32 protein-coding genes are annotated in these 25,142 nt (G+C 68.9%); 21 read left to right on the plus strand and 11 right to left on the minus strand.

Translation table 11 applies throughout. The annotated features are described in order from the left end of the window. Positions 1–19 precede the first annotated feature (19 nt). Entirely contained in the window at positions 20–1,378 is a 1,359-nt protein-coding gene (locus ACFYMP_RS28805) for a hypothetical protein (protein ID WP_388863062.1), read from the minus strand. Positions 1,379–1,440: 62 nt separating this feature from the next. Beyond that, the gene (locus ACFYMP_RS28810) at positions 1,441–1,596 is read right to left on the minus strand and encodes a hypothetical protein (RefSeq protein ID WP_388863064.1); all 156 of its coding nucleotides are present in this window, start codon (positions 1,594–1,596) and stop codon (positions 1,441–1,443) included. Positions 1,597–1,729: 133 nt separating this feature from the next. Between ACFYMP_RS28810 and ACFYMP_RS28815 the strand changes: the two genes are divergently transcribed. The 5 genes from ACFYMP_RS28815 to ACFYMP_RS28835 all read left to right on the plus strand — a co-directional run bounded on the left by ACFYMP_RS28815 (position 1,730) and on the right by ACFYMP_RS28835 (position 5,917). Next, complete coding sequence (locus tag ACFYMP_RS28815) at positions 1,730–1,978, plus strand: hypothetical protein (protein ID WP_388863066.1); 249 nt, start codon at positions 1,730–1,732, stop codon at positions 1,976–1,978. Next, positions 1,975–2,313, plus strand: coding sequence for a hypothetical protein (locus ACFYMP_RS28820; RefSeq protein ID WP_388863068.1), 339 nt, complete (start codon positions 1,975–1,977; stop codon positions 2,311–2,313). The genes ACFYMP_RS28815 and ACFYMP_RS28820 overlap by 4 nt, the downstream gene beginning before the upstream one ends. Before the next feature lie 49 nt (positions 2,314–2,362). Then, the gene (locus tag ACFYMP_RS28825) at positions 2,363–2,737 is read left to right on the plus strand and encodes a hypothetical protein (protein WP_388863069.1); all 375 of its coding nucleotides are present in this window, start codon (positions 2,363–2,365) and stop codon (positions 2,735–2,737) included. A 24-nt stretch (positions 2,738–2,761) separates the two neighbouring features. Beyond that, on the plus strand, positions 2,762–5,056 hold the full coding sequence (locus tag ACFYMP_RS28830; protein WP_388863070.1) for a hypothetical protein: 2,295 nt from the start codon (positions 2,762–2,764) through the stop codon (positions 5,054–5,056). Between the two features lie 297 nt (positions 5,057–5,353). After that, the gene (locus tag ACFYMP_RS28835; protein ID WP_388863071.1) at positions 5,354–5,917 is read left to right on the plus strand and encodes a hypothetical protein; all 564 of its coding nucleotides are present in this window, start codon (positions 5,354–5,356) and stop codon (positions 5,915–5,917) included. 492 nt (positions 5,918–6,409) lie between these two features. On the opposite strand, the gene ACFYMP_RS28840 is transcribed toward ACFYMP_RS28835, so the two are convergent. Beyond that, positions 6,410–6,868, minus strand: a complete 459-nt coding sequence (locus tag ACFYMP_RS28840; RefSeq protein WP_388863073.1) for a hypothetical protein — start codon at positions 6,866–6,868, stop codon at positions 6,410–6,412. A 353-nt stretch (positions 6,869–7,221) separates the two neighbouring features. Between ACFYMP_RS28840 and ACFYMP_RS28845 the strand changes: the two genes are divergently transcribed. The 3 genes from ACFYMP_RS28845 (at position 7,222) to ACFYMP_RS28855 (ending at position 8,950) form a co-directional block, all read left to right on the plus strand. Then, entirely contained in the window at positions 7,222–7,749 is a 528-nt protein-coding gene (locus ACFYMP_RS28845) for a hypothetical protein (RefSeq protein WP_388863075.1), read from the plus strand. 9 nt (positions 7,750–7,758) lie between these two features. Beyond that, entirely contained in the window at positions 7,759–8,040 is a 282-nt protein-coding gene (locus ACFYMP_RS28850; RefSeq protein ID WP_388863076.1) for a hypothetical protein, read from the plus strand. Between the two features lie 151 nt (positions 8,041–8,191). Next, positions 8,192–8,950, plus strand: coding sequence for a hypothetical protein (locus ACFYMP_RS28855; protein WP_388863077.1), 759 nt, complete (start codon positions 8,192–8,194; stop codon positions 8,948–8,950). A 23-nt stretch (positions 8,951–8,973) separates the two neighbouring features. Here ACFYMP_RS28855 and ACFYMP_RS28860 read toward each other — a convergent pair whose 3' ends face one another. Beyond that, the gene (locus tag ACFYMP_RS28860) at positions 8,974–9,192 is read right to left on the minus strand and encodes a hypothetical protein (protein WP_388863078.1); all 219 of its coding nucleotides are present in this window, start codon (positions 9,190–9,192) and stop codon (positions 8,974–8,976) included. Then, a complete protein-coding gene (locus tag ACFYMP_RS28865; protein WP_388863079.1) occupies positions 9,189–9,776 on the minus strand; it encodes a tyrosine-type recombinase/integrase in 588 nt (195 codons plus the stop codon). Before ACFYMP_RS28865 ends, ACFYMP_RS28860 begins: the two co-directional genes overlap by 4 nt. A 296-nt stretch (positions 9,777–10,072) precedes the next feature. Here ACFYMP_RS28865 and ACFYMP_RS28870 point away from each other — a divergent pair, with 296 nt between their 5' ends. The 7 genes from ACFYMP_RS28870 (at position 10,073) to ACFYMP_RS28900 (ending at position 12,281) form a co-directional block, all read left to right on the plus strand. Beyond that, complete coding sequence (locus ACFYMP_RS28870) at positions 10,073–10,219, plus strand: hypothetical protein (RefSeq protein WP_388863080.1); 147 nt, start codon at positions 10,073–10,075, stop codon at positions 10,217–10,219. Positions 10,220–10,229: 10 nt separating this feature from the next. After that, complete coding sequence (locus tag ACFYMP_RS28875) at positions 10,230–10,493, plus strand: hypothetical protein (RefSeq protein ID WP_388863081.1); 264 nt, start codon at positions 10,230–10,232, stop codon at positions 10,491–10,493. Between the two features lie 10 nt (positions 10,494–10,503). Beyond that, entirely contained in the window at positions 10,504–10,626 is a 123-nt protein-coding gene (locus ACFYMP_RS28880; protein ID WP_388863082.1) for a hypothetical protein, read from the plus strand. Between the two features lie 71 nt (positions 10,627–10,697). After that, positions 10,698–11,336, plus strand: a complete 639-nt coding sequence (locus ACFYMP_RS28885; RefSeq protein WP_388863083.1) for a hypothetical protein — start codon at positions 10,698–10,700, stop codon at positions 11,334–11,336. Positions 11,337–11,392: 56 nt separating this feature from the next. Beyond that, positions 11,393–11,722 carry a hypothetical protein gene (locus ACFYMP_RS28890; RefSeq protein ID WP_388863084.1) on the plus strand — a complete coding sequence of 110 codons (330 nt, stop codon included), beginning with the start codon at positions 11,393–11,395 and terminating at the stop codon, positions 11,720–11,722. Positions 11,723–11,907: 185 nt separating this feature from the next. After that, positions 11,908–12,084 carry a hypothetical protein gene (locus tag ACFYMP_RS28895; RefSeq protein ID WP_388863085.1) on the plus strand — a complete coding sequence of 59 codons (177 nt, stop codon included), beginning with the start codon at positions 11,908–11,910 and terminating at the stop codon, positions 12,082–12,084. A gap of 11 nt (positions 12,085–12,095) precedes the next feature. Beyond that, a complete protein-coding gene (locus ACFYMP_RS28900) occupies positions 12,096–12,281 on the plus strand; it encodes a hypothetical protein (protein WP_388863086.1) in 186 nt (61 codons plus the stop codon). Between the two features lie 490 nt (positions 12,282–12,771). Here the strand turns inward: ACFYMP_RS28900 and ACFYMP_RS28905 are convergent, their stop codons facing one another. From ACFYMP_RS28905 to ACFYMP_RS28915, 3 genes are all read right to left on the minus strand, one after another. After that, positions 12,772–12,984 (minus strand): hypothetical protein, encoded by a 213-nt coding sequence (locus tag ACFYMP_RS28905; RefSeq protein WP_388863087.1) that lies wholly within the window; start codon positions 12,982–12,984, stop codon positions 12,772–12,774. A gap of 50 nt (positions 12,985–13,034) precedes the next feature. Beyond that, the gene (locus ACFYMP_RS28910) at positions 13,035–14,270 is read right to left on the minus strand and encodes a phosphoadenosine phosphosulfate reductase family protein (RefSeq protein WP_388863088.1); all 1,236 of its coding nucleotides are present in this window, start codon (positions 14,268–14,270) and stop codon (positions 13,035–13,037) included. A gap of 94 nt (positions 14,271–14,364) precedes the next feature. After that, positions 14,365–15,453 carry a hypothetical protein gene (locus ACFYMP_RS28915; RefSeq protein WP_388863089.1) on the minus strand — a complete coding sequence of 363 codons (1,089 nt, stop codon included), beginning with the start codon at positions 15,451–15,453 and terminating at the stop codon, positions 14,365–14,367. 411 nt (positions 15,454–15,864) lie between these two features. Here ACFYMP_RS28915 and ACFYMP_RS28920 point away from each other — a divergent pair, with 411 nt between their 5' ends. The 6 genes from ACFYMP_RS28920 (at position 15,865) to ACFYMP_RS28945 (ending at position 20,664) form a co-directional block, all read left to right on the plus strand. Further along, positions 15,865–16,551 carry a hypothetical protein gene (locus ACFYMP_RS28920; protein ID WP_388863090.1) on the plus strand — a complete coding sequence of 229 codons (687 nt, stop codon included), beginning with the start codon at positions 15,865–15,867 and terminating at the stop codon, positions 16,549–16,551. 58 nt (positions 16,552–16,609) lie between these two features. Continuing rightward, complete coding sequence (locus ACFYMP_RS28925) at positions 16,610–17,080, plus strand: hypothetical protein (RefSeq protein WP_388863091.1); 471 nt, start codon at positions 16,610–16,612, stop codon at positions 17,078–17,080. 525 nt (positions 17,081–17,605) lie between these two features. Then, positions 17,606–18,414 (plus strand): IS5 family transposase gene (locus tag ACFYMP_RS28930; RefSeq protein WP_388863092.1). Its coding sequence is split into 2 segments (ribosomal slippage): positions 17,606–17,945 and positions 17,945–18,414, totalling 810 coding nucleotides; the frame shifts between segments, so codons are not numbered across the junction. Between the two features lie 595 nt (positions 18,415–19,009). Further along, positions 19,010–19,222 carry a hypothetical protein gene (locus tag ACFYMP_RS28935; RefSeq protein WP_388863093.1) on the plus strand — a complete coding sequence of 71 codons (213 nt, stop codon included), beginning with the start codon at positions 19,010–19,012 and terminating at the stop codon, positions 19,220–19,222. 14 nt (positions 19,223–19,236) lie between these two features. Further along, positions 19,237–19,896: a restriction endonuclease gene (locus tag ACFYMP_RS28940; RefSeq protein WP_388863094.1), complete on the plus strand. Its 660-nt coding sequence runs from the start codon at positions 19,237–19,239 to the stop codon at positions 19,894–19,896. 36 nt (positions 19,897–19,932) lie between these two features. Beyond that, entirely contained in the window at positions 19,933–20,664 is a 732-nt protein-coding gene (locus tag ACFYMP_RS28945; RefSeq protein WP_388863095.1) for a restriction endonuclease, read from the plus strand. Between the two features lie 37 nt (positions 20,665–20,701). Here the strand turns inward: ACFYMP_RS28945 and ACFYMP_RS28950 are convergent, their stop codons facing one another. The 3 genes from ACFYMP_RS28950 to ACFYMP_RS28960 form a co-directional block, all read right to left on the minus strand. Then, positions 20,702–20,995 (minus strand): hypothetical protein, encoded by a 294-nt coding sequence (locus ACFYMP_RS28950; protein WP_388863096.1) that lies wholly within the window; start codon positions 20,993–20,995, stop codon positions 20,702–20,704. Continuing rightward, entirely contained in the window at positions 20,922–23,639 is a 2,718-nt protein-coding gene (locus ACFYMP_RS28955; RefSeq protein WP_388863097.1) for a hypothetical protein, read from the minus strand. Before ACFYMP_RS28955 ends, ACFYMP_RS28950 begins: the two co-directional genes overlap by 74 nt. Then, on the minus strand, positions 23,636–25,142 hold a 1,507-nt coding region (locus ACFYMP_RS28960), incomplete at its 5' end, for a hypothetical protein (protein ID WP_388863098.1). The genes ACFYMP_RS28960 and ACFYMP_RS28955, both read right to left, overlap by 4 nt.

Genomic DNA, 25,142 nt, shown 5'->3' on the forward strand with positions numbered 1-25,142 from the left:
TGGGGGTCGCAGTCGGGGATCACTTGCCTTCCTGCATCCGGAGAACGGCTTCGATTTCCGCACGGTGATATAGATCCCAACTCCGCTGGCCGACATGCCCGGTGGCCGCTGATTGGATCTTGTGACGCTTCAAGAAGTTCCCTCCGGTCACTTCCGGCTTCCGGGCCTGCGACCCGAGCATGTCCCGGCCTACCTCGTACACCGTCAGGAGCGGTGAGAAAACCCGAGCGTGCAGACTCCCGGCCTCGGCGTCGGCGAAGCGTTCCATCCCCCCTTCGACGGACCACCCCAGCGTCACGGGTTTCGCCCACCCATCAGGACCGACCGTCCACCCCTTATCGCGCAGGCGCTCCTCGGCCACGTTCGCGGACGGCCCGGGAAGCGGTGCGTACAGCAGCATGCGGTGACTGCCCAGCTGCGGAACCCCGGGGTACTGGGTCACGCGCAGACCCCACTGGCCGTCCACCACGACGACGTAGGCAATCCGGCCGATGTGATCGGTAATGCTCATTTCCGCGACAGGCGGCGGGGCGGGCGACGTCTCCACCCGGCGCTTGACCACCGGTAGCGGCGGATGCCCGGGATCACCCGTGCCCTTGTGCGGGCAGGCGCGCAGCCTCTCCACGGGCATGTGCCAGATCCGGTCGCAAAATTTGCACTGCACCCACCAGCGTTTGCCCTCGCCGGGGTAGCCCTCCAAGGGGCGCAGATTTTTGGTGGCCAGCGTGGCCAGGCGTTTCGGGCGAAGGCTGGGGGCGGGAAGGGGCCGCTTGGCCGCTTTTCCCTCTCTGACGCGAGCGATTTTGTCGGCCTTTGCCTTTGCCTTGGTCGCTTCACTGAGCTGCGCGTACAGCTGCCGTTCTACCTGCTCCGCCCTGGCGACCTCATCGCGGGAAGGGGGGCGCCTGAACGTCTCCTCCACTACCTCCCGCTGCTCCGCGAGGTAGGTTTCGACCGTCAGCTCATCGATTTCCAGCACCTCGGCCAGGCGCGCCCTTGGCACCCCGCGTGCCCAGTGGTCGTGCACGGCTGCCCTCAACGCGCCGTGGTCCCCCTCCGCCTCCGCCGCCACGACGAGCAGCCCCTCGACCTGCCCCGGCTTCAGCTCTGCTGCCGGCCGTCTCTTCGAATGAGGGCGCGGGTTTCGTGGTGGGAGGGCCGGAACCGGGAAGGCAGTGCCCGTGTGGTTCTTACGCACGATCTGCATGATCCGGTTGCCGGTAAGGCCGATCGCGCTCCCGAGGATCCGGTACGTCCAGCCCGCCTCGTGGGCAGCGGCCAGGGTCGGCGCGAGCTGGCTGTCACCGGCCCTGTACAGGGCGCGGAGCGTGGCGACGAACTCCAGCGGCAAGCGAAAACCGCCACTCTGGTAGCACATGCAGAGTCTCCTCCGGGCCGCCCCGCCGGATTTCCTTGGGGCAGCCCACGTAGTCGGGGCTACTAGACAGCGCTGTCCAGACGGTGGTGAACCGCCTCGGCCTGCTCGTAGGTGCGGTCGAGCGGGCCGAAGCCACGGGTGACGAGACCCCAGAAGGCGGCCCCGACGACCTTGAAGCCGAGCAGAAAAAGCTGTGCGTGAGGGCGAGTTGAGTTCATGCAGATGACGCTACGCACCGTAAAGAACCTTGTCAATCCTTGGAAGTCCAAGAATTTCAAGAGTTGCCAAGGGTTTCTTGGGTAGCTATGGTGGCGGGGTGTCAGGAACCGCCCAACGCACCAGGAGGTACTCATGCTGGCCGTACCGGAACGCATCACCGGCCCCGCCGGGGTCACCGAGGAACTCGTCTGGCACAAGCCCCTCGGCGCGGACCCCGACGCCGTGTTCCAGCGAATCGCGTGCAACGACGAGGACGGCATCGTCATGCGGAGCGCGAAGCAGAACATCCCGCTGAAGCTCAACAAGGAGGGCGAGCGGTGGTGCCTCGACTGCCTGATGCTGGTTCGCGCCGCCCGACAGAAGAAGGAGAAGGCGCTGTGAGCGACGCCCAGCCCAACGGCTCCAGCTGTTGCGGCGACGCTCAGCCCAACGGCTCCTGCTGGTGCGGATGCGGCAAGCCCGTCGGCTACGGCCGTTACTTCGCCGCCGGCCACGACAAGACCGCCGAGGCCGCGTTCCTCGCCATCCACCACGACGGCACCGTCGCCCAGATGCTCCACGCCCACGGCTACGGCCCCGACGACGCCAACTCCGTCACCAAGGCCGCCGTCGACAAGGGCCTGTGGCAGCAATGCCCACGCGGCTGCGGCTACCGAGGCGCCCGCGAAAGCATCAACAACCACGTCAACCGACACCACAACCACACCGAGAAGTGAGGACACCCGCCATGTGGCAGCACGACGAGCACTGCCAGGAGTACGACACTTGGCGCACGACCAGAAGCCTGACGACGACACGACCGACCCCACCAGCGAAGCCCGAGGTGTCGACGTGACGCACGACGTCTCGTCCGCTGTGGCCCAACTCGCCGCCGCGCAGCAGCAGGTGGCAAGCCTCCCGCCGATTGAGCCATTGACGGAGGAGACGTACGAGGCCAGAAGGCGCAGCCTGTCCGATGCCGCAGAGGAGGCGCGTCAGGCACTCAACGCGGCCCGCTCCCGATACCAGCAGATCACCGACAGCCTTCGCGACCTCCGCGTGGAGTGGCAGGCGCAGCAGGCCGACGCCGACCCCACCACCGAAAACGCGTCCGGTCGCCCATTTGCGGATCCGATGATCGTTGATCGTGACGAGAACTGAAACGGCTGAGAGGCGAAAGCGGCGATGACCAAGAAGACCGTTCGGCCCGGCAAGACGGCCGCCACAGACGAGCGGTTGGCCAGGAAGCTGATCGAGGCCGGGTTCGGGGGCGCGGACTGCGATTTCCCGGACTGCACCGACGCCTGGGCACCGCGCACCGAGGGCAAGTCGGGTACACCGACCAAGTACTGCGTGCAGCACAACAACCCGCGCGACCGCCAGATCGCCTACCGGGCCCGGCTGAAGCTGGAGGAGGAGCAGGCCGCCCGGCCCGCGCCGGTGCCCGTCCAGACGGCGGTCGCGCGGGCCGCCCGGGAGGAGCAGGTCCTGGCCTCGCTGCTGCCCCGGGTCCTGACGGCTCTAGAGACCGTGCAGCAGGGCCAGCAGGCAGGCGCGGACACCACTGCGGTCGCAGCCCACATCCAGGACGTCACCACCACGGCCGAGAAACAGGTCCAAGAGGCGGAACAGGCCCGCGCGGAGGCCATCGAGCAGGCGGAGCAGAGCGCCGCAACTGCCGAGCAGGCGCGCACCGAACAAGCAGCGGCCGTCCTTGAGGCGGCCTGCGCGCTGGGAGAAGCGGGCGCGGCGGACGCGCGTGCCTCCGAGGCGGTCGCCGCGCGAGCCGCGCTGGACGCCGAGCACAAGGCGCTGCGCGCGGCGCACGAGGAAGAGAAGACCTTCCGCCGGCTGCTGACGGAGCAGCACGAAACGCTGACCGGTGCGCACGCGGAGCTCACGACCGCGCACGAGGACCTAGTGGGCGCGCACGGCCGGCTCCAGGGCGAAACCGATTCGCTGCGCGGGCGCGTGAGCGAGCAGAGCGAAACTCTGACACAGCTCCAGCAGCGGCACGAGGAGAACCTGTCCGCCCTCGCCGCGGCCCAGACCGAGAACACCGGCCTCACCAGCAGGATGCAGGAACTGCAGAGCCACCAAGGCGAGCTGGAGTCGAAGAACAGTGCGCTCACCGCGCAGCTCAATCAGATGCACACGGAGTACCGCCGGGAACTGGCCGCCCTGCGCGAAGAGCTCGCCGCGGCCCGGCGGCCCAGCACGGCGACCGACAGTCCGCAGGACCCTGGCCAGGACGGCACGTCGGCCACCGGCGTGCAGGCCGGTGTATCGGCGGCCGGCGCCGGGCCGGACGAGCCGGACGGCGGACGGCGACGCCCTGTGTCCATCGTCGACCTCGGCCGTCACGCCGGCTCCAGCTGGTCCTTGGTGCGCTACGACGACGAAACGGACAGCCGCTGGTTCCTGCTACGCGACGGGGAGCGGGCCGGCTCCGTCAAGCCGGAGTACCCCGGCTACGGCACCTCCCGTGCCGGCTGGTCCGCACACACCGCCAACCTGATGCCGGTGAAGCTGTCCGAGGCCAAGCACTTCACCGGCCGGGACAAGGCCGCCGCCGCCCTGGTCCGCGACTGCGTACGCCGCACCCCCTCCCCCGCCGCGCAGGTAACGGCCGCGCGCCCCTTCACGGCCCTGGACGACGGCACCCGCACGACTCTGGTCGCCGCAGTGGTCCCACTGGCCACCGCGAGCGCGCCGCGGTGGGCCAAGCTGCCTGCCACTGTCCGGGACGCTGCCCTCAGCACCGCCCTACGGGTCCCCACCGAGGACGACCTGCTGCAGTTGGCCGGACTCGACGCGAAGACGCTGGGGCGCAGTAAGGACGCACAACAGCTCCTGGCCGCGCTGCAGTGCCTGCACCTCGACGAAGAGCGGAAGGCAGCGCGGGACGACGGCCCGGTCGACCTGGGCACGATCGGCAGCCGCGAGTGGCGGCTAGAGCCCGACCCGCACTACACCGGGGGCTTTCGGGTCCTCGTCGACGGTGCGGACATCGGTGCCGTGGCCCCTGTCAAGCGGCGCAAGAGCGACACCGTGAGGTGGAGCGCCGAGCACCGGCGGCGCGCCCTCGGCCGCGGTCCGTCGCACGCCGACCGGGACGCCGCCGTGCGTGCCGTGACCGGCGCCGAAGCCGCCTGGGTGCCGCTGCCGGAGCTGGACGACGACGCCTTCCGGCGGATCCCGGCCTGGCAGCGCAGCAACCTCTACGGTGCGGCCGGACTGATCGACCTGCGGCGCGGCCGGCTGGCCCAGCTGCACCCCGGCGTGTACCGGCGGGAGCTGCACCAGGCCATCGTCCAGGCCCGGCGCTCGGCCACCGGGCAGATCCGCGGGCAGCACCTGGCAGTGCTCCTGGACGCCGCCCGTGAGGATCTCGGCTCCCCCAGCAGCGGACCGGCTCAGCGGCTGTACGACGCCATCCAGAAGATCCGGGAAGGTCTCGTCGCCCCGGCCGAAGGCTGATAGCCCCTCTGGTGGCAATGTCTCGCGACCTCGCCTCCCGACCGGGCAGGGCAGGGGCCTCCTCTGCGGTGGATGTCCTAGGGAGCTCTTGCGCCTGTGTCCTCGCCAGCGCGTGTACACGTGACCGGGTGAGGTTGGTCATGCGGGGTGCTGGTCACGCCCGGACGGTTCTCCGGACCTCGACCACCCCGTAGAGTACGAGGCGGCCGAGCACGCGGTCCGCCGTCAGGTCTTCGACCCAATGGTTCGGCACTTCAGCACCGGCCGTCACACTGCCGTCTGACCAGGACCTCGACCATGCTACATTCCGCCGCTACCCGCGATCGGCAGGACCGTACGACGGCGGCTTCGCTGACCGGCACCGCCGCAGTCTGCGTCGTCCTCGCGGCCGGCTCAGGGCACCGGTGGCCGATACTCGTCGCGGCGGGTGCACTGTTCGGCGCCGTGATGGTGTACCGCCGGGTCATGCGCGGTGCTTACGCGTACTGGGTCGCCTGGGCGGTGTCTCCCGTCCTGAGCCTGCTACTGCTGTGGGCCCAGCCCTCTGACCTCTGCGATACGGCCGCACTGCTCGCCCTGCCGTGGGCCGGGCTGAGTGCTGTGGTCGCGCTCGTGCTGTTCGTGCTGTGGCGTTCTCGCCGCGACGGTCATCTGGACTGGGTGGTGTGGCACCCCGACCTCGGCCTCCTGCGACGCGAGCAGACGAGGCGGGCGGCCCTCGACTGGGCCCGGTGGCACTACCGTGAGCCGAGCCTGATCGACCGCCTCGACCGGGCGCCGGAACTTGCGCGGCAATGTCCGCTCTACCCGTACGCTGACCGGCCGCTGAAACAAGCCGACCGGCCGCAGGAGTCGCTGTGACCCCGTCTCCAGAGGACGGGGGAAGAGACCGCGCCGACGCCGGGGTCGCCGCATTGGGTGCCACCGCTCCCGACTGGGACGCGGTGGACGCTCTCCTGCAGCGCCGGGGCCAGGACGCGGCCGTCGTGGCCGTGACCCTGGCGTACCTGACGGCCTGGGCCGAGTGGCGGACCGCAGAGCAGAGCGGCCGCATCGGTGTGCAGTTCGACCGCCACATGAGCCGGTGGCAGCGTACCGAGAAGCTGCTCATACACCGGCTGTGCCGGCGGGCCGTACTCAAGGCCGCCCCGCTCGGTATCCGGCGGGCGCGGCGGCGGCAGGCACAACGGATCGTGGCCGCGCTCAACGTCCACGGGCTCGGCGTCTACACGATGGAGCGCGAGGAAGCGCTTCACGCCTGCGGGCTCATCGCGCTCGGGGTCGTCCACCCCACCGAAGATTCCAGTACCCAGGTCAAGGGCCTGCCTACTGAAACTTTTCGGTGCGGGTCAGCTACGCGGCTCCGAAGAAATGCTCCTCGTCCATTCCTGATGTCCAGTCCACGGCCTTGGCCTCCGGGTCGTCGGTGGCGAATGCCATCTCTCCGAGCAGGGCGGCAGCTTCTTCTCGCGCCAGTTCCAGAGACACACGGTAGGTGCTCACGTCCACGTGCCGCTCGTCAAGGATCTGGAGCACGGTGGCGGCCAGGTACATCCGGTTCTCCCAGTACGGGCGACCTGGCAAGATCAGCTTCTTCCAGGCCGTCGACTCCGGGCCCGGGTTCTGGCCTTGCAATGCCAGGTCGGACGCGGCCCGTACGAGAAGCATGCCCAGCCCATAGCGGTTTTGGCCCGCGCGCCTGTAGGTCAGCAGACGGACGCGGCGCTTGTGGCGGGAATCATCGGGCGAGCCCTCGACCCAGTCGGCGATCATGCGTGCCACAGGCGTGATGGTGGTGGTCGTCTCGGACATTGGTATCCCGGGGGTGGTAGTGATGCGAAACCCTCCAGGGCTGATGATTGTGACCAGCCTACCCCTCCGGCGCCACCAAGGTGCGGTACGCCGTCAAGTCTTCTGCCCTGGACAGTCCTCCGTGCAGGCGCTCGTACGAGGCTTCGGCTCGCCGAGCAGCCCTGACGGCAATTCAGGCTCCCTTCGGCCTGAAATCTGCGGTACGGTCCGACAGCGTCGGCCAGCAGGCTCGGCCGAGGGCGAGGCGGATCCGAAAATTCGCGGCCGCGCGCCGGCGCCCGGGCACCGTAGGACGATGGCTCCGCTTAACTACAGCAGAGAACGGAGCCTCGACATGCCTCCTGGCTCGCTTGGTGCGCCCACCAGAGGAACCCCGAGGTCCACCCCTACAACATCGGACCCGAACACATCGCCGCCTGGTCCGAGACCTACCTCCCCCCCCACCTGCACAGCCGGCCCTTCAACGGACCCGACACCCCGACATCGCACGCAGCCACGACCGGCGCATCACCGCACTCACCCAGTACTACGAAGCCGCCCGCAACCGGCGCGTCATCCAGCACGCCCCCGACCTCACCGCCCTGCGCTCCGGAGTCGACCGCGACGCGACCGCACCCCAACGCCTCACCCCCCGCGAACGCGCCATCTTCCTCGCCGTCGTCGGCTCCTGGAACAGCAACCACACTATCGCCCCCGAACGCGACCGGCTCCTCGCCTACCTCCTCCTCTCCCGCCTCCGCCTCCCCCTGCGCTCCCGCTTCCCCAACGAACTCGTCCGCGCCATGGCCGACACCCACCCCCTCCTCGCCCAACGCACCCCACCCGTCACCGCCGACACCATCGCCCACACCGGACTCTGGGACGAACCGGAGGCGGGCTAGAGTTCCCGCATGGTGAGAGACACGGGGCGACCGCTCAAGGCAACGCAGCAGGCAACCGACGCCGAGGTCGAAATGGCAGCTCTGTCGCTGGAGATCGCTTCCGCCATTGAGCGCCTGGTCGCCCTGGCCGCCCAGCACGGCAGCCATCGCTTTGGCGTCACCCGCGCCACGGAGGAAGAGTCCGAAATGCTCCGCGCCCGCGTCCAGCAGGCCGCCCTCCTCACCCAATGCCCTGTCCTCGCCCGGCTCGTCGAGGACGACGCCGCAGCCCGAGGCGATCACCCCGTCTGATGAGCGATCCCGCCGACTGGCTCTCCGTCGGAACTATCGCCCAAATCGGACTCTGGGACGAGCCCGATGGGTGACCTCACCGGCTGGCTCTCCGCGCCCCAGTAGCCAGCGCGGCTTGCATGTACAGAACTGTACGCGTACAGTTCTGTACATGAGGAACGCAGAGGCCATCACCGTCATGTCCGCCAAGCTCGCCGCCGCACTCAGCGCACACAACGACACCCCCATCAGCCCTCTCACCGCCGCTGACATCGAGGCCCACATCGCCCACGCCCGAACCACACCGGGCACCACCGATCTCCACCCCTTCTACCAGTACCTGATCGCCATGACCCCGGACGGCCTTGCCCGCTCCGGCTACCGCCCCTTCGCCGAGCTCTACAGCGACCTCTGGTGCGCCCTCGACGTCCTGTCGGAGTACGTGCGCGAGAGCATGCTCGACCTCGCTGACGTCCGCATGCCCGACCCGGACGCTGGCTACGACCCCGACGAGGTCGCCGCCCAGCCCGACCTCACCCCCGCCGACTGGCAGACGTACATCGAGGATTACTGCCTGGCCAGGATGCCCGCCGCATTCCGGCCGGACGGCCCCAACGGGCCACTGATCGAAGGCGCTGCCGGTGTCGCTGCGGAGGCGGTCGTCCTCGCCACCTGGACCCCCGACGAACGGGAAATCTCCCGGGAGGAAGCCGACCGCTGGGTCCGCGACTTCGCCCCTTCCGATTTCACTCCCCACTCCACGGGGCACCGCGCCGTGGAGGCCGAGAAGACTGCGGCGGGATGGGCGGCCCTGGCTGGCCGCCGTGACGAGATCATTCGCTCCGCATACGCCGACGGTGTCACCAAGAGCCGTCTCCACGAAATCACGCACCTGAGCCGTGTCACCATCAACGCCATCCTCAACGGCTAGACCACAGCCCTACGAGGACTACGTCACGAACGCGCCTCGGGTGTCTCAGGCGACCAGGGCTGTAGGCGGGTCCACCCCCGCACTGTCCCCTCCCACAGCGTGATGGTGACCCCCTCCATCGAGCCGTGGGAGCCGATGAACTCGCGGAACTTCCGCAGCGCGGTCGCCTCGCTCGTCCACGTGCCCGTTACCGCTGGCCCGCCCTCGGCGAACTGGACTGTAACGTGGAACTCGCCGATCACAGACCGATCCCGACGAGAGCGTTGTCCTTCTCGTCCCACTGGTCGACGATCTGCATGTAGCCGTCGAGGACCTTCGAGTTCTCTTTGTGGCCGGTGATTGCGGCGATGGCCTTGCGGTCCTTGCCCTTACGGCGGGCTTCGGTGGCGAGACCGGACCTGACGGAGTGACCAGTGAACAGTTCCTCGCAGCCCGCGCGGAGCCCAGCCGCGGTGATGAGGTCGCTGGCTCGTTGTGGGCTGAGGCCGTGCGGTTGGACGGCGCCGGTGTGGTGGACGCGGCGGAACGCGTGCCGGTCCGGTTCAACGATGTGGGCGGCGGCGGCCCATGCTTTCCATGCACGGACGGGGCAGGTCTCGGGCCGGGTGCCGTAGGGGACGGGTACGGTGCGCGGTTCGGTCTTGGAGACGCGGACATCGATGAGGAGCCCGTTGTCGTCGTCGCGGATGTTGCGGAGGCGGAGGCCGGCGAGTTCGGCGCGGCGGGCGGCGATGGCGAACCCGAGAAGGAGCATGGCGCGATCACGGAGGCCGAAGATGTCGGTGTCGCATTTGGCGACGATCTCCCGGAGGGTGATGAGGCGCATGGCGGGGGCCTTGCCTCGGCCGCGGGCGGGTTCTTCGGCTTCGTCGGCTTGCTTGCGGTAGTCCTTCAGCAACTCGCATCGAAGCCGCCCGCGCGAAACTCGGCGAGATCGCCGACTACACCCGCACCACCGGGCAGACCATCGGGCTGACCCGACACGGCCGCACTCTCGCCGTCATCGGGCCCGCCCACTCCGTTCAACCCGCAGGCACCGTCAAAGCATCGCTGTACGTCGGCACACAGGACCCCGAACGCCATGTCCTTCCCGCCGTCCCGCGCATCGGCGAAACCTTCCGCATGCCGGACGAGAACTACTACCTCGTCACCGGGGTGCAGTGGAACGTCGAGGCCGACGGTGAGAATGACGTGGACGTGCTCCTCGACCCGGTCGGCGAGTACAGCGACTGGACCGCCGCCAACATGCCCACCACAAACGAGAAGTGAGGACACGACCATGGACAGCACGACCGTGGACTTCTACGCCCGAATCATCACCAGCGAGCAGGAGAAGTTCAGTCGGGACGCCGACTACGCCGCCGAGCTGATGGCCGTCATCGCTAAGAACCCTGACGCCGCCAGCACCGTCGGGGACCTGACGCGCCTGCAACAGCGTGTGACGGAGCTCCTCCGCCGCGCCGCCAAGATCGAAGCCAGCCGCGAAGCCGAGAAGATCATGCGGAGCGAGACGGCCGCTACCCCCCGAACGATCGAGAAGTGAGGCGTGACCAATGAAGGACGAGTGCTACAGCAAGAACGGCAGTTACCCCGAACACGACTTCTGGGATGACGGCTTCGGGTACCAGTGCCGGCGTTGCGGTGTCGCCCTCGACGAACTGGAAGACGAGAACTGATCATGGCCAGTCGCGGTGCAACCCTGTGCCCCTCGTGGCCGCCGACCGCATCACCGAGAAGTGAGGACACCATGAGTGCGGAGATGGAGCGCATCCACGAAGAAGCGCTGATCGAGAACGAAGAGCGGGACTGGTGGCGGACGGGCAAGATCCCCTGCTCGGACTGCGGGACCGTGGTCCGTACGAAGACCTTGGAAACCCTGCCGTCGCACGGTTGCGCCCAGCGGCAGCGAGCCCGGCGCGAACGGCTGGCCGCCGACATGCCCACCACAAACGAAACGAGAAGTGAGGACACCATGAGCGACATCAAAACGGAGATCAGGGAAGAGACCCTGCGTCTGGCCGCCGCGTGGCTGCGCAAGAAGTACGGCCTCACCAACCGCGCCGCTGGCGACCTGCTGCGACTCGCCGAGCTGGAGTCCCAGGGACGCGGCGCCCTTGAGGCGCAGCCGGGGCCCAAGGCCATTCTCAGCGCCGCCCCGCAGCAGAAGACCGCCGAGCCCGCCGGGCTCGTCATCAAGGTCCGGCACTGGCCTGACCGGGTCAAGAACCGCCGCAGCACCGCCGTGCACGGCGCCGAGTTGGGGTCCGGGCTGGCCGTCAAGACCGCCTGCAAGAAGAGCTACAGCGAGTCGGGCGTGAACTTTCTCGGCGAGGACGAGCCGATCACCTGCGCCAAGTGCCAGAAGGCCATCGATGGCGGCTGGTGACGCCGAACCGCAACAACGGTGCCCCTGCCCCACCACCGAGAAGTGAGGACACGACCGTGAGCAGCATCCGCCTCGCGGACCTGACCACCAACTGGTCCGGCGTCGACAGCACCACTCCAGACGGGCACACCCTCGTCACCGGCCTCGACTCCGCAGGACATCTCCGCGTGTGCCTCTACCGAGGCGGCACTCCCAGCGACAGCGGATTCCGAGGCTCCCTCCTCATCCCCCCGGACGGTCACGACCAACGGTTCCTGCCGACCCGGACCACGGCCTACGGGCCTTGCGGCGCATTCGTCACCAGCGTCGGCGACCACACTTCGATGCTCGCCCGTCTTGCCAACCACCACCCGAGAAGTGAGGACACCCGCAATGCCGACTTCTGAGTTCCCCCTCCGGGCCCGACACGCAGGGACCGACCCCGTCCACGCTGTCAGCGGCTCCCGCGCCGAGGGCTACAGGGCCGCCTGCCGCATGTGGCTTGACCCCAAGGGTCCCCACATCATGTACCACGAGGACACCCCGGTTAATTGCGCCAAGTGCCTGCACGTCACCGGGAAGTGAGGACACCATGACACCCGAAGAGTACGAGGCGATGATGCGTCGCCTCAAAGCGGACGCCGAGAACGCCCGCAAGGCATACATCCGAGCCAGGGGCATCTACGACGGCATCTGCAACGACATGCGGAACCTGCGCGTCGAATGGCAGGCACAACAGGACGCCGCCGACCCCACCACCGAGAAGTGAGGACACCAACCATGGATGCAGAGCACATCGCCGCCGCGACTGCCCCAGTCGTGCTCGGCCTGGGCGCGTTCGCCGCAATCGTCCTGACCGACGGCGCCCAGGACCTGAGCTGGGTCCGCTTCTTGATCGCCGCCCTGACGTTCTTCGCGGTGACCGGACTGAGTGGGCTCGCCGTCCGCTACTGGTACGGCGAGTGACCGCCGACCGCAGCGCCACCGAGCAGTGAGGACACCGACTGTGAGCAGCATCCGCCTCGCCGACCTGACCACCAACTGGTCCGGCGTCGGCAGCACCACTCCAGACACACCCTCGTCACCGGCCTCGACTCCGCAGGACATCTCCGCGTGTGCCTCTACCGAGGCGGCACTCCCAGCGACAAGGCGAGCCTGTTGTCTGCGTGACCGGTTGCCGCCGTGATCGGCGTCCTGTCCCGCACGGTGGGGCCGTGATCGGATGAGGCGTCCCACCTCCCGGGATTCGTCGCGGCCGCGGCGGGGCGGGGGCAACGGAGTGGTCACCGGCCTGGGTCTTGGATCCGCCGCGGGAGGGACTGAAGTGACCGACGTACGGGACCGGATTCGGAAGGTGGAGGGCGCGTCGCCGGCCGACACGCAGGTGCCCCTTGGCGGTGCATCCGTGTCGGTGCACAGCCAGGGGGCACGGGCCAGCGGGGCCGGCTGGTCGTCGCTAGGAGGGGGTGGTCTCGTGGCGGACCTCCTTCAAGTGCTCGTGGTAGCGGTCCATTTGGGCGGGCTTGTCGGCCGGCTTGAGTTCGAGGAGACCGCCGCAGATGCAGGCGAGGGCGCTTTCCGGTCCTTCGGGCGGCTCGAGGATGGGGCTGTGGCCGGGGTGGAACTCGGTCTCGTCCTCGGCCGGGGTTGCGGTCATGGAACTGGGCATCAGAGGTGCTCATTTCGTGAGTTGGCGCTGCGCGCCGTATGGGATGTGGGCTAGCTGGTGAGGGTTGCAAGGTACTGGTCGGCGGCAGCCGGCCCGAGGTGCCGGCGCAGGGCGTCGCCGCGGCGCCAGGTGACGGGACCGTCGAGCGCGTCAAGCATGCGGGCCGCAGCGATGATGGCGTTCAGGGTGAAGTCCTGCTTGAAACTGTGGCCGATCCGTCGTTCCAGGGCGGCGTAGGTCTCCGGGAGCGGTAGCTCGAGGGCGAAGCACACCCGGGTGGCCAGGATCAGCCACTCCGGCCCGGCGAGAACACAGTAGACGCAGGAGAGCCGGGGTAGTCCGGTGTCGTAGATGGGGTGGTATTCCAGGCCGTTGGCAGCGATCTCCTTCCATACCTCCTGCTCGGACAGTTCGTGGATGATGTTCCAGGTCAGTACGAGCCGGTTGGCGCTGGTTGTCCGGGTGTCGAGGGCCAACCGTGCCTTCAGGGCGCGCGAGACGGACTCGGCTCCGCGGACCCCCATGACGTTGAGCACGATGGCCTGGCGGTCGAGGCCGAGCTCCGCCACCCACTCGGTGATGACGGGGCCGGTGGGATCGCGCTTCAGCGTGGAGGTGCACAGCCGCCGCTTGGCGTCGGGCCACTGGCCACGGTTCTCGACCATACCCAGGAAGCCGCCGCCGGGGGTCACGACCAGGAACGGGATCCCGTAGCGCTCGGCCTGCCGGCGGGCCAGTTCCCGAACTCCTGGCCACTCGGCGGATCCAAGGTCGCAGTGCATGGCGCGCACCTTGTGGAGGCAGCCTGCGGCCTTGGCCGCGGTCACCGTGCGGTGCATGGCCACGATCGAGTCTTTCCCCGCCGACGTCTGGATGATGATCTGATCCGCGGCCCCTATCAGGTCGACGGGATGATCGGCAAGGCGGTCAAGGAGCACGGTGGTGGCGCGTACCCGGTTGCGTGGGAGGGGGTACCGGTTGAGCGTTGGTCGGTGTCCCTGAAGTGTCGCGGAGGTGCGGTGCAGTCTGGCTTCGGCTTTGCGGACCTTCTGTTCTGCCTCCTGGAGTTCGTGGGTGGCGGCGAGGAGCGCTGAGTGCGCCGGGGAGGCGCAGTCTGGTCCGCCCAGCGCGTGGACGTGGTCGTTCCAGTGATTGAGCTGGGCCTGGGCGGCTCCGTGTTCGTCGTGTGCTTCTCGAAGGGCGTGCTGAGCCGCCCGGAAGGCGGTGGCGGCCTTGCCGGCACAGCGGATCAGCTCGACGGCGCTCAGTGCGTTGTTCGTCCTCACGTCAGTCTCCCTGGTGGGGCGGCGGGTGAGCGGGGTGGTGGCCGGGCCTGGTCGGCCCGCCGTGGGCGCCCCGCGGGCGGGTGTTGCCGCGGTGCTACGCGCTGGTCCCGGGCAACTGGACGGCAGGAAGGTCGAAGACCGCGACGGCGGCGTCCGGATCCCGATCGGCGCGGGCGGCCGCGCAGTGCGCGCGAACAGCGGCTGCGGCGTCGCCCGGGCCGTCGGCGGTGACCTCGTACGAGGACAGGGCCGATTTGGAGAGGACGTTGCGGAGGGCGTCCGCTACGTGCGGCGCGGTCTGAGACGAGGGGGTCGTCAGGACGTCGATGACCTTCGTTCGCCATCCGTGATCGGCGGTGATGACGGTCCAGGAGTCGGCTTGGCGTTCGTACTTCCACCGGATGGTGCGGACGAGCTCGGTCACCGGTGCGACATCTAGGTCGGTGTACTCGGTCCAGGGCCAGTAGAACGCTCCGGGCCGGTAGTGGCCGTCCGCGTCCGGGAGGACCTCGGTGCGGCCGGACGGCGTCACGATCACCACCGTGTTGCCTTCGAAGTGGGCCGGTGAGTTCCACTCGCCCGCGCGGTGCGCGGTCTGCGTGTCGGCGCAGATCTGCCGCATCACAGCGTGCGTGAAGCGGGGGGCGCAGTATCCGTCCCAGTGCTCAGAGCGGGTCTGGCAGCGGTAGGGGCCCGCGATACCTTCGAGGCTCACCTCGTTACGGGTCCACTGGGTGGCTGCGCCGTCGTGCCAGGCCCGGATGGCGCGCGCGCAGCTGGCGCTGTCATGGGCCATGTCGGCGAGCGTGGGGTTCTGCAGCGAGAACTCGCTGTTGTAGAGCTCGTTGTCGGCGTAGCCGTCGAATTCTGGGCCGTACCACATGGCGAGCCACCCGCTGTGAGCAGCGATGGGGTGGTCAACCGAGGCGTCGTCGGTGATGACGATGTGGAGCGCGTGTTCGGAGATGTCGCCGTCGGGTGCGAAGGAGACGTACCGGGCAGTGCAGCCCCCGCCGGTGTACCAGAACTCGGAGGGGAGGTCGTAGGCGTCGAGGGCGGCCTTGAGGGCGAGGTCGGCGCTGATGTCGTTCGTGGTGCCGGTCTGGGAAGCGAGTGCGCGTGCAACGGCTTCGCGGGCCTTGTGGAAGTGGAGATGAACCAGCCCGAGAGATGTCGAGTACATGTCAATTCCATGAGAGTGAGTGGAGTTGCAGGGGGCGGATGTGCCCGGTAACCCGGGGACCTCGCTGCGAGGGAGCGGGTCGGTGACGATGAGGAAGGTAGGCGGCGCCGGGGTTAGGCCGGCAAGCGCGACGAGGTGCTGCTGGTCTCCGCGCGGTCCCCAACGAGTCACGCGATGACGCGGCGGCCTCTTTCCACTTCCGGGAGGATCCCGGCCCTGTGATCGGTCACGCTGCCCGCCAGGAGGGAGCGCTGGCGGATCAGCTGAAGCAGGGGTTGGCACGTGCCCTCGCGCTGCTCGTGGTGCGAGGCCCGGGTCCGCCAGGGTCGAGCGAGATCGAGCACTCGGCGCGAGGGGGACAGGTGAGCAGTCTGCTTGGAGTCGGTACGTGGGCTTGGCCGGGACGTGACAATGCCGGAGGGCTTGCCGGCCCGGGTCGCGGTGGTCACGGCGACCTACCGGTCCTGGTTCAACTTCACGCCCGAGGCCGGCGTGGTGGCGAAGTTCGCCGTGCTGCGGGCGCGGCTGGGAGCCGAGGGGTTCTCGATCTGGGATGTCGAGGCTGAAGGGCGCGACGCACTGGCCCGCCGCGTCACCGACGCGGACCTGATCGTGGGAGGCAACCTGCTGGGCTCCCACTACCGGGCCTGGGACCACGTCATCGACATCGAGCCCGTCATGGCTCGCACCGTCGACATCATCCTGTCGCTGTACGAACTGCGCGGGGGCGGCTCCGCAACTGGCTTGGGCTTGTCCGATCTGGCCCGTGGGGCACTCGGGCGTCAACGGAGGCTCCTGAAGAAGGAGGCCGGGCTCTTCCCCGCCCAGGTCCTCTGGGACGACGCGACGTTGACCCTCATGCTGTGGGAGACGGCAGTGCGACTCCGGGCCGTGCAGGTTTCAGGTCGGCCGGTACCCATCGACGACGTCGCCTTGGCCGAACTCACCGGCCGTAAAACCCGGTTCGCGGCCCGTGCCGACTGGGCGGCCAAAGCAGCGGACCTGCCTGGTTACGGCGCGTCCGGAGGAACGCGACAGCCACCTCATGCTTCGCGAAGGGAGCGCCTTCGCACACGGCGCCCACTTCTCGCGCGCTGAGTACACGATCCCGGCTCGTGACCTGTCGGCCACGAACGCCGCAGCGCGTGGACCCGCTATGGCGTGGCTGCTGCCCGAGGAGGACTTCGCCTCGATGGCCCAGGTACTGGGCTCCGGGACCGATCCGCTCAACCTCGCGGCCTCATGGACGGCCCATCGCCTTCTGTGGCCCAACTTCGGACAGACCACGATGCCGGGGCTCGCCGAGCTCTCCCTCGACACCGATCGGGGATCCGTCCGGCTGCTCGTCCCGGACGGACAGCGGTCCATCGAGGTGCTCACCCTGGCGAGCGCCAGCGACGGTGAGCTGGTGCTGCTGCCGGACTCACGCACGCTGCGCCGCATGCTCAAGAGCAGCGACGATCCGGCGAGGACCGCCCAGGTGCTCGCTGAGTCGGGCGGACTGTCCGTCCCGATAGAGGCGTCGATCGCGACCACGGCACGTGACGCGATCATCCGCTGGGATGCGGAGCAGACCCTGGACGTTGAGGCGTGGCGCGCGGCCCAGACCGCCGCCGAGTGGGTCTAGCAGCCCGCACGAGGCTCGTGCTCCAGGCCCGCGCTCGGTCGGCACCGCGGCGGGTGACTGGCCTTGCTGTTCAGGTCCCTGCTCGGTCGGCGCGTGACCGCGTGGAGAAGGAGCAGCTGATCATCCGACGCAGTGACGCTCACCCGCACCTCTTCGCCACCCAGGCGGCGTCCGATGAGGAGCGAGGTGGGGTGGTAGAGGCTGAGACGGCTGCGGGCGCCGGCCGCATCAGAGCCTTGGCGCGGTACGTCCGCGGCTGCCACGTCAGATCACCGGCGGGAGTGAGCAGGGGCTCGTGCAGACTGAGGGAAGCCAGGCTGTAGTGCCTTCCGGCAGGCCGGACGCGGACCGATAGCGCAACCTCAGCTGAACCCAGCCGTTGGCCTCCCGCAGTCTGATCCCCCCGTCGAGGTAGAGGAGTTGCCCGATCGGCGCGAAACCGAGCCCGGGGCCTAACTGGTCATTTCAGAATGAGTTCGGGTCAGGGGCTTGGCAGTTGGGCTGGTGGGCGGCAAAGTTCTGGGGGTGTCGGATGATCTTGTGCCTGATGATCTGTGGGAACGTGTTGCCCCGCTGCTCCCTCTTCGTTCGCCGCGGCGTCGGCGATACCCGGGCCGGCTGCCGGCGGATGACCGTGCGGCTCTGCGCGGGATCGTCTACGTCTTGCGCACGGGCGTGACCTGGGCGGACGTACCGACCGAGATGATCGGCTGCAGCGGGGTGACGTGCTGGCGGCGCCTGCGGGACTGGACCGAGGCCGGCGTCTGGCCCCGCCTGCACGGGATGCTCCTCGCGGAACTCCGCAAGACGGGCCTGCTCGACATGGAAGACGCCGCGATCGACGGCTCGCATGTCCGGGCTCTGAAAGGGGGGCTCACACCGGACCTTCGCCGGTCGACCGCGGCCGCCCCGGCAGCAAGCACCACCTGATCACCGACCGGCACGGAACACCCCTTGCGATGTCGTTGACCAGCGGAAACCGACACGACGTCACCCAGCTCATGCCCCTGCTGGACGCGAGACCCCGCATCCGCGGCCTCGTGGGCCGGCCACGTCACCGGCCACGACGGCTGTTCGCCGACCGCGGCTACGACTACGACAAGTACCGTCGACTCCTTCGGGCTCGCGGCATCACGCCGAAGATCGCGCGCAAGGGCACCGCCCACGGATCCGGCCTGGGCAGGACGAGGTGGGTTGTCGAGCGCACCTTCGCCTGGCTACACCAGTTCAAACGCCTGCGGATCCGCTACGAGATACGCGCCGACCTCCACCTCGGACTGCTCCAACTCGCCTGCAGCATCATCTGCTTGCGACGACTCCGAACCTCATTTTGAAATGATCAGTAAGCGGGCGGGAACCGCGTCGCGGTTCACGTACCGCGCAAGGTGGCTGACGGGGGCCGTCGGGCACAGGCACGTGGCCTTCTCAGGGGGCGCGGAATCGGCAGTGCGTTGACCGATGGCAAAGAGCTTCACGACGGGCCTTCCCTGGAGGGCGGGGCCCTGCGCCCGGGATTCGGTTGGGCCTGTTCGCGCGCAACGGCGCACTTCAGAAAGCCCACACCAAGGGGCGGCACCGGCGCGCAACGGCAACACGCGCGCTCCTGCTGCTTTTCGCCATTCGCCATTGCGGGACCGTCGAAGGTCGTCTCTGCCGTTCTTCGCAGGTGAGAGACACCCATGCGGTGAACTCCGCGGGGCACGGTCGGCGGGGCGACGGTGGCCGCACGGCTGCCGGCCGCCGATCCATCGAGGTCAGCAACTCCTGGCTTCCGACCTGTTGGACGGCCGGTAGATGGGAGGCGCCTGGCTTGATGACGGCCTGTCCAGGCTCCGTCTCGTGATGGGCCGACAGGTTCTGTCAGTGCCCGCTGCTACACCAATTTGAGGGACGGGTCGTGACCGCGGCTCGCCGACGGGAGGGGACGTCATGTCGAAGGTACCGGACGGGTTCCACTACGTGCGCGGACACATCCGCCGCAATCCGAAGCCGGGCAGGGCGAAGCGGATGAGCGGTTGGTTGATCGCCGGCATCGTGGCCGGCATCTGGTTATGGGGGCAGGTGGTCGGGTTCGGCGAGGTGGCCACCACGACGCCTCCCGCGCAGCCGCAGCCGGCCGTCTCCTCTCCGGCCGCCCGCTGATGGGACGCAAGCGGATGCGCTTTCGATGTCCGCGCGGTGCGGCCGAGGTCCTGTCGGCGGGTGTCGTGGCGCTGGCCGTCTTGGTCCTGGCCGTCCGTACGGCTGCCGGGGCTGTCCAGGCGCTGGAGGACGCCTGGCCGTTGCTGCTGGCTCTTGCCCTGCTGGCGGCGGCCGTTACGGCCTGGCGGCTTGCGCGAGCCATACAGGCGCGGCGCGGTGACGCCGAGCGGCTGGCCACGCTGCGGATCACCCTGTCCGAGTTCGACGCCATGGACGACCGACAGTTCGAGTACGCGTTGCGGGACCTGCTGGTCCGCGACGGCTGGCCGGCACGCCGCGTGGGTGGCGGCGGCGATCAGGCGGCCGACGTCATCGGTGACCACACGCAGCGCGGCCGGATCGTCGTGCAGGCCAAGCACACCCGCGTCGGCGGGAAGGTGGGCTCCTCGGTCATGTACGCGGTGAAAGGGACGGCCGGCCCGGCCCACCGAGCCGACCACGCCGTCGTCGTCACCAATGGCACCTTCACCCGTGACGCCATGGCCTGGGGCGACCGGCACAGCGTCTTGTGGGTCGACCGGGACAATCTCCGGTGCTGGGCGGAGAACGGCACCGCGCTGCACGAACTCCTCGGGCTGTCCGTCCGCCGCAGCCGGTTCAAGCGTGCTGCCTGACAGCCACTTGTTCATCGTCACCGTCTTGGAGGTGTGGTGTTCGACGAAGACGGGTCACTCGACCCGCTGCTGAAGTTCCTGCTGTACGCCGTCCTTGCGCTGGCCATCGGCAAGATGGTGTGGGAGTGGCTCAGGGACGACGTCAGCCGGTGGCTCACCGTGGACCTGTGGGGGCTCATCTGCGATCACCCCTGGTGGACCGGCTGCATCACCGTCGGCGCACTGGCCACGCTCATCCTTCTGGCGAAGCTGCTGTCCTTCCTGTTCGGCGCCGGTGCCGGCACGTACGCCTACGTCGACAGTGACGAGGACTACGCCTCCACCGTCGCGCCGGGCGAGACGGTGGAACCGGACGTGCTGACCTTCAAGATGAAGCAGCTCGCCGCGATGAGCGCGACGGGCTTCGAGCAGGCGTGCGCCGATCTCCTGGCCCGGGACGGGTTCCGCGGCACCCGGCGGGTGGGAGGCGCCGGAGACCTCGGCGTGGACGTCACCGCCCGCGACCCCGACGGGCAGCTCGTGATCTTGCAATGTAAGCAGTACAAGGCCCCGGTCGGCTCAGGGCACGTGCAGAAGTTTAACGGGACGGCGCGCCTCCACCACGGAGCCGATGTCCCCATCATGATCGGCCTGAACGGCTTCACCCAGCCTGCCATCGAGTTTGCCGCGCACCACGAACTCCTCCTCATGGGCCGTCCCGAACTGAAGAGATGGGCCCACGGCCAGCACCTGTACGACGTCCTGGGCATCCCCAGCGCGACCCCGTGACCCCCGGTTCGGCCCCACCCCGCCGCCACGCCGCCGCTCATGCCTCTCTGCGTGGCGGGTGGGGCTGCTCCTCCTCCGGGGTGGGCAGTACCGCGATGCGCTTGCGGCCGAGCCTCTTTTTCAGGGTGAGGTTCTCGGCGTAGAGGTTCGCCGTCACCGTGGCGAGGGCGTCGAGCTTGCCTTGGGTCTCGGCGGCCTGCTCCCTCGCCTCCCGCAGCTTCTTCCTGAGGTCGGCGATGGTCTCGTCGCGCTGGACCTCACCGGGTGTGCGCAGGACGGGGCGGCCGACCTGCGCGTCCCATTCGGCGAGGATGTCTTCGGCGCGGTGCACGGTCGCGTGGCTGACCTGGGCCTCGCGGGCGAGGTTCTCCTTGGTGAGGGCGCCGTCGGTGTGCATGGGCTCGCCGGCCAGCAGCCGAGTCATGGCCGCTCTCAGCTTGTCGGCGGACGCTGCGGATACCGGCATCAGGCGTGGCCTTCCTCTTCGAGTGCGCGCGGGTGATGCGCTGGACGTCGGCAAGTCGGATGAAGACCGCCTCTCGCCTTGGCGGCGACAGCTGCGGGTCCTCGACACGGGCGGTCAGGTCGTCGTCTTCTTCGGCGATCCAGTACGGGGCGTGGGTGCGGGTGATGGTCGAGGTGCGGCAGCGGGCCGGCTGGCAGGCGCCGAGCAGTGGGGCCAGTCCGCGCTGGTCTTCGGGGAGCTCGTCTTGGCACTCGGCCTGAGGGGCGTCGAACATGCAGTGGTTGATGGTGCCCAGGTTCAGGTTGGACAACTCGTCGTCGAGCAGGGCCTCTTCCACCCGTTCGTCGGCGATCTGTGCCCGGAGCTGGGGGTTGTTGTTGATGGTGTCGATGACCTTGTCGAGGCCGGCGTGCAGGCGTGCGGCACCGGGGCCGACCGCGACGCGTTCGCCGCGGCGGCCGCGGAGCAGGTCCACGAGCTTGCGGGCGGCGGCCTGCTGCAGTTCGGTGTCGAACTCCTTGGCCCAGCTCGTGTCCATCTGCGCGTACGCCTGGGTGGTGCGGTTGGCCAGGGCCCGGCGGGCGGCGTGCTTGAGCTGGAGGCCGAGCGCGACCTCGGAGTCCGGTTCGCGTCCGGCGAGCTGGGCCATGGTCTTGCGGAACATGTGCGAGCGGACGTGCGTGGGCGGGATTTTGGCCAGGCCGTGCCGGTGGGCGACGGTGTTGACGCCATTGATGAAGAAGTCGATCTCCGCGTCGGAGGAGATCCCGGGCTCCGTGTGGGTCTGCTTGCCGGTGGGCGGGCGCAGGGCTGCGAACAGGTGAGTGGGGTGCCAGGACAGCTGCTCGAGGACCGCGAGTGCCTCGGCGACCGGTTCGATGATCCACCAGTACAGTTCCGGGCGCGTGGGGTCCAGCTTGGTCTTGCGGGAACGGACGGCCGGGGAGCCGAAGTAGGTCCGTACGGCGTCGCGCTGGATCTCTTGAACCTCCGAGTCGCGCATCAGGGAATAGGCCGCGACGAAGACGTAGATCGATGCTCTGAGCATGTGCAGTTCGAAGGCGACCTCGATGGCGCTGATGTGCGTACGCCACGGCGCGGATGTCCCGTCCTCGCCCGGGATGTGCGCAGCGTCCGGGCACTGGAGGGGGTAGGCGCGCCAGCCGGACCACAGGTCCGAGTCGACGGGTATCCCTCGTCCGTCGGCTACGGCCTGCGAGACGAGGCGAGCGCGTGCGGCCCCGGAACGGGTGCGCCGGTCACTCCGCTTGTTGTTCCGCTGCCGGTGGACGTCAGGCGGGGTGGGCCCCCAGATCATGCGGGCGGCCATAGCCCAGATCGGCTCCCCAGCCGTCCCGTGCTCGTCGGTCGCGTACACCGGCACCACGGTGTTCGGGTCGGCAAGCCACCGTCGTACGTCGTCGTCCAGCTCCTCTCGGGTGACGCCCGTACTGGTGCCCGGTGCGAAGTAGCGGGGCCCAGCAGGGCCCTTGCCGCGGCCCACGGTCGCCGTGACGGTCGCGACGCGTCCCTCGCCGATCGCGGCCTCAACGGTGGCGCGCCGCTTGCGGGGCCTCTCGCTCTGGTTGTCGGCGAAGATGTTCATGGCTCTGCCGTTGGTGACCATCTTGCTCAGCGCGGTCCACAACGGGGTACCGGCCGAAACGTTGCTGTAGTCCACCGCGTGAACAGGCACTGTGTTGCCCGGCGTGCGCAGCCATTCCTCCAGTAGGGCGTCCGTCTCCTGAGGGCGCACCGGCCGGGCCTTGGTGGAACGCGGCTGGTCCGTGGGGGCTTCCCGCTGCTGGGCGAAGTGGTCGCGCCAGCGGAAGATGTCGGGTGCGAAGGTGTGGATGTACGCCCAGGCGCCGCGCAGCAGCGGCCACCAGATCTCGGGCGGGATCGCCGGAGTGGCGAGCGTGTCGCGGCTGGGTACCTCCTCGTCGTACGCCTTGGCTGCGACGGTCGAGGCAGGCTCGTCGCCCCAGGGGTCGTCGAAGGCGCTGATGCCGGTGAGCACCGGGGCGAGTTGACGAAGCCGGCGGATGGCCGTCACATGGAACGCGACGGTTTTCACGCCGTCGACCTGGGACGCCTTGTGGGCTATCTCCTCGTGCCAGTCCTCCGGGTCCCACAGCCCAAGATCGTCCGGTAGCCCCTGCTCGCGGCCCCAGTCCATGATCTTTCTGATCTCCGCCATCGACGGGCGGATGGTGGCCACGGACAGCGGGACAGCGGGCAGGAAGGGGTGGGAGGGATTGAGGAGGGCGAAGCAGTACTCACGCAGCTGCAGGTTGATCAGCGGGTCGTCCAGCGGGAAGACGAAGCGCCACTCGCCCGGCTTCCGGCTGGCGGGCCGGCCGATGCAGTCGGCCGGCCACCGGTGCCTCTCGCCGAACCGCGGCACCATGATGTCGTCGAGGAGCTGGTAGCCGCCGTAGCTGAAGACCTTCTCGTCGTCGCGGAAGGTCGACGATGTCAGCGCCTGGGGTGCGGAACGTGCCATCATCGGTCGAACTCCGTCCTCATGCCCAGGGGGAGATCGAGGCGCAAGCCGAGCTCGGCGATCTCGCGGCGGGCCGCGGGGATGAGGTCGGCGCACTCGGTGAAGAGCTCCTCCAAGGCGGCTGCCTGCCGCCCCCACAGGGCCTGCCAGTGGGGCGGGGTGAGGCGGGCGCGCATGTGCTCGATGTGGTCGGACAGCAGCACAAGCCGCGGGATCTGGGAGGTGAACACGACGACGTTGCGGCACAGCATGCACATCGCGGGTGCGACGGGCCAGACCTTGGCGTCGTTGCGGTGGGGCGAGGCCCAGGGGTTACGGCAGTTGACCAGGCCCATGTCCAGCTCTCCCGTCCGCAGGGCTTTGGCCTGCCCAGCCTCCAGGCCGAGGTCCTCGGTGACCTCGGGCTCCTCCAGGCGCTGCTCGGCCTCGGCGGTGACGAGAACCGGACGTGAGGGAGTGGTCATGCGGTCGAAGACCCACTTCTGGGCTCGATTGATCGACCGGCCGGCCAGGATGTGCGCGGTCGTGCCGTGGGCGTAGTGCATGCGGTAGACCTCCACGTGGTGGTCATCGCCCGCCAGGTCGCTCACGGTGCCGCCGAGCGCGACCGCGCGGACGACCTTCGTGGTCTTGCGCAGCCGCCTGATCTCATACGGCTCGGAGATCTTCAGCGGCTTCCCGGCAGCGTCGCGCTGTGTGGTGATCCAGCCGCCGAAGCTCCTCTCGCGGACGGTGAAGTCGGCGATCTCGGCGTCCAGGGCACCCCGGCGCCGTCGCTCCACCCCGAGGAACAGCCACGGGTCGGCGTCGGGGAAGACCGTCCGGGACAGTTCGGTGGCCGCCAGCAGGCGCCGGAGCAGACCCGGAACGTCCCAGGCACCATCCCCGGCGAACGCCGGCGCCTCCTCCTCCGGCTCCGGATCGGGGTGCAGGTCGGCACGGACACGGTGGGCACGTCTCTTGCGCTGGACTAGGCGGACGCCACCGTCGGTGAATTCGATATCGGGCAACTGGAGGAAGTGGAGTTCCTCCGGGCTCGTGTCGCTCATGCCCAGCATCAGCAGCACCCGGAACGCCTGCAGATCTACTTCGGTCGGAAACAGAAGACGGCCCAGCTCCGCCACGAGATAGCGGAATCCGCGCTTGAGGAGAGTGCCGTCCGGCGCGGCCGGTAGCAGGGCCTTCACCGGCTCCGGCCAGCTCAGCACGTTCTGCCGGAACTGCAGCTTGAGGACCTTGGCGGTCAGCAGCCAGGGGTGCGTCGCCGCCCACAGCAGGTTCGCCGGCTCGTGCCACCCGCCTTCTCGGGGATCGACCCCGTGCTCCAGCATGTCCCGGCCCCGGGCCAGGCGGGCCTCCAGCGCCCGGACCGCATCCCGCGCCGCGTCCCGCAGGGCGATCCGTTCATGGGGGGGGGTGTCTCTATGTTCTTCGTCAAGCGTGTGGGCAGCCCTGGCCCGGGTTCGATCTTCTTCGTTGCGCATGAGACTGTCTGGTCGTGCCAGA

Origin of the sequence: Streptomyces sp. NPDC007088, from assembly GCF_042869355.1 — a bacterium.
Taxonomy (GTDB): Bacteria; Actinomycetota; Actinomycetes; order Streptomycetales; family Streptomycetaceae; genus Streptomyces.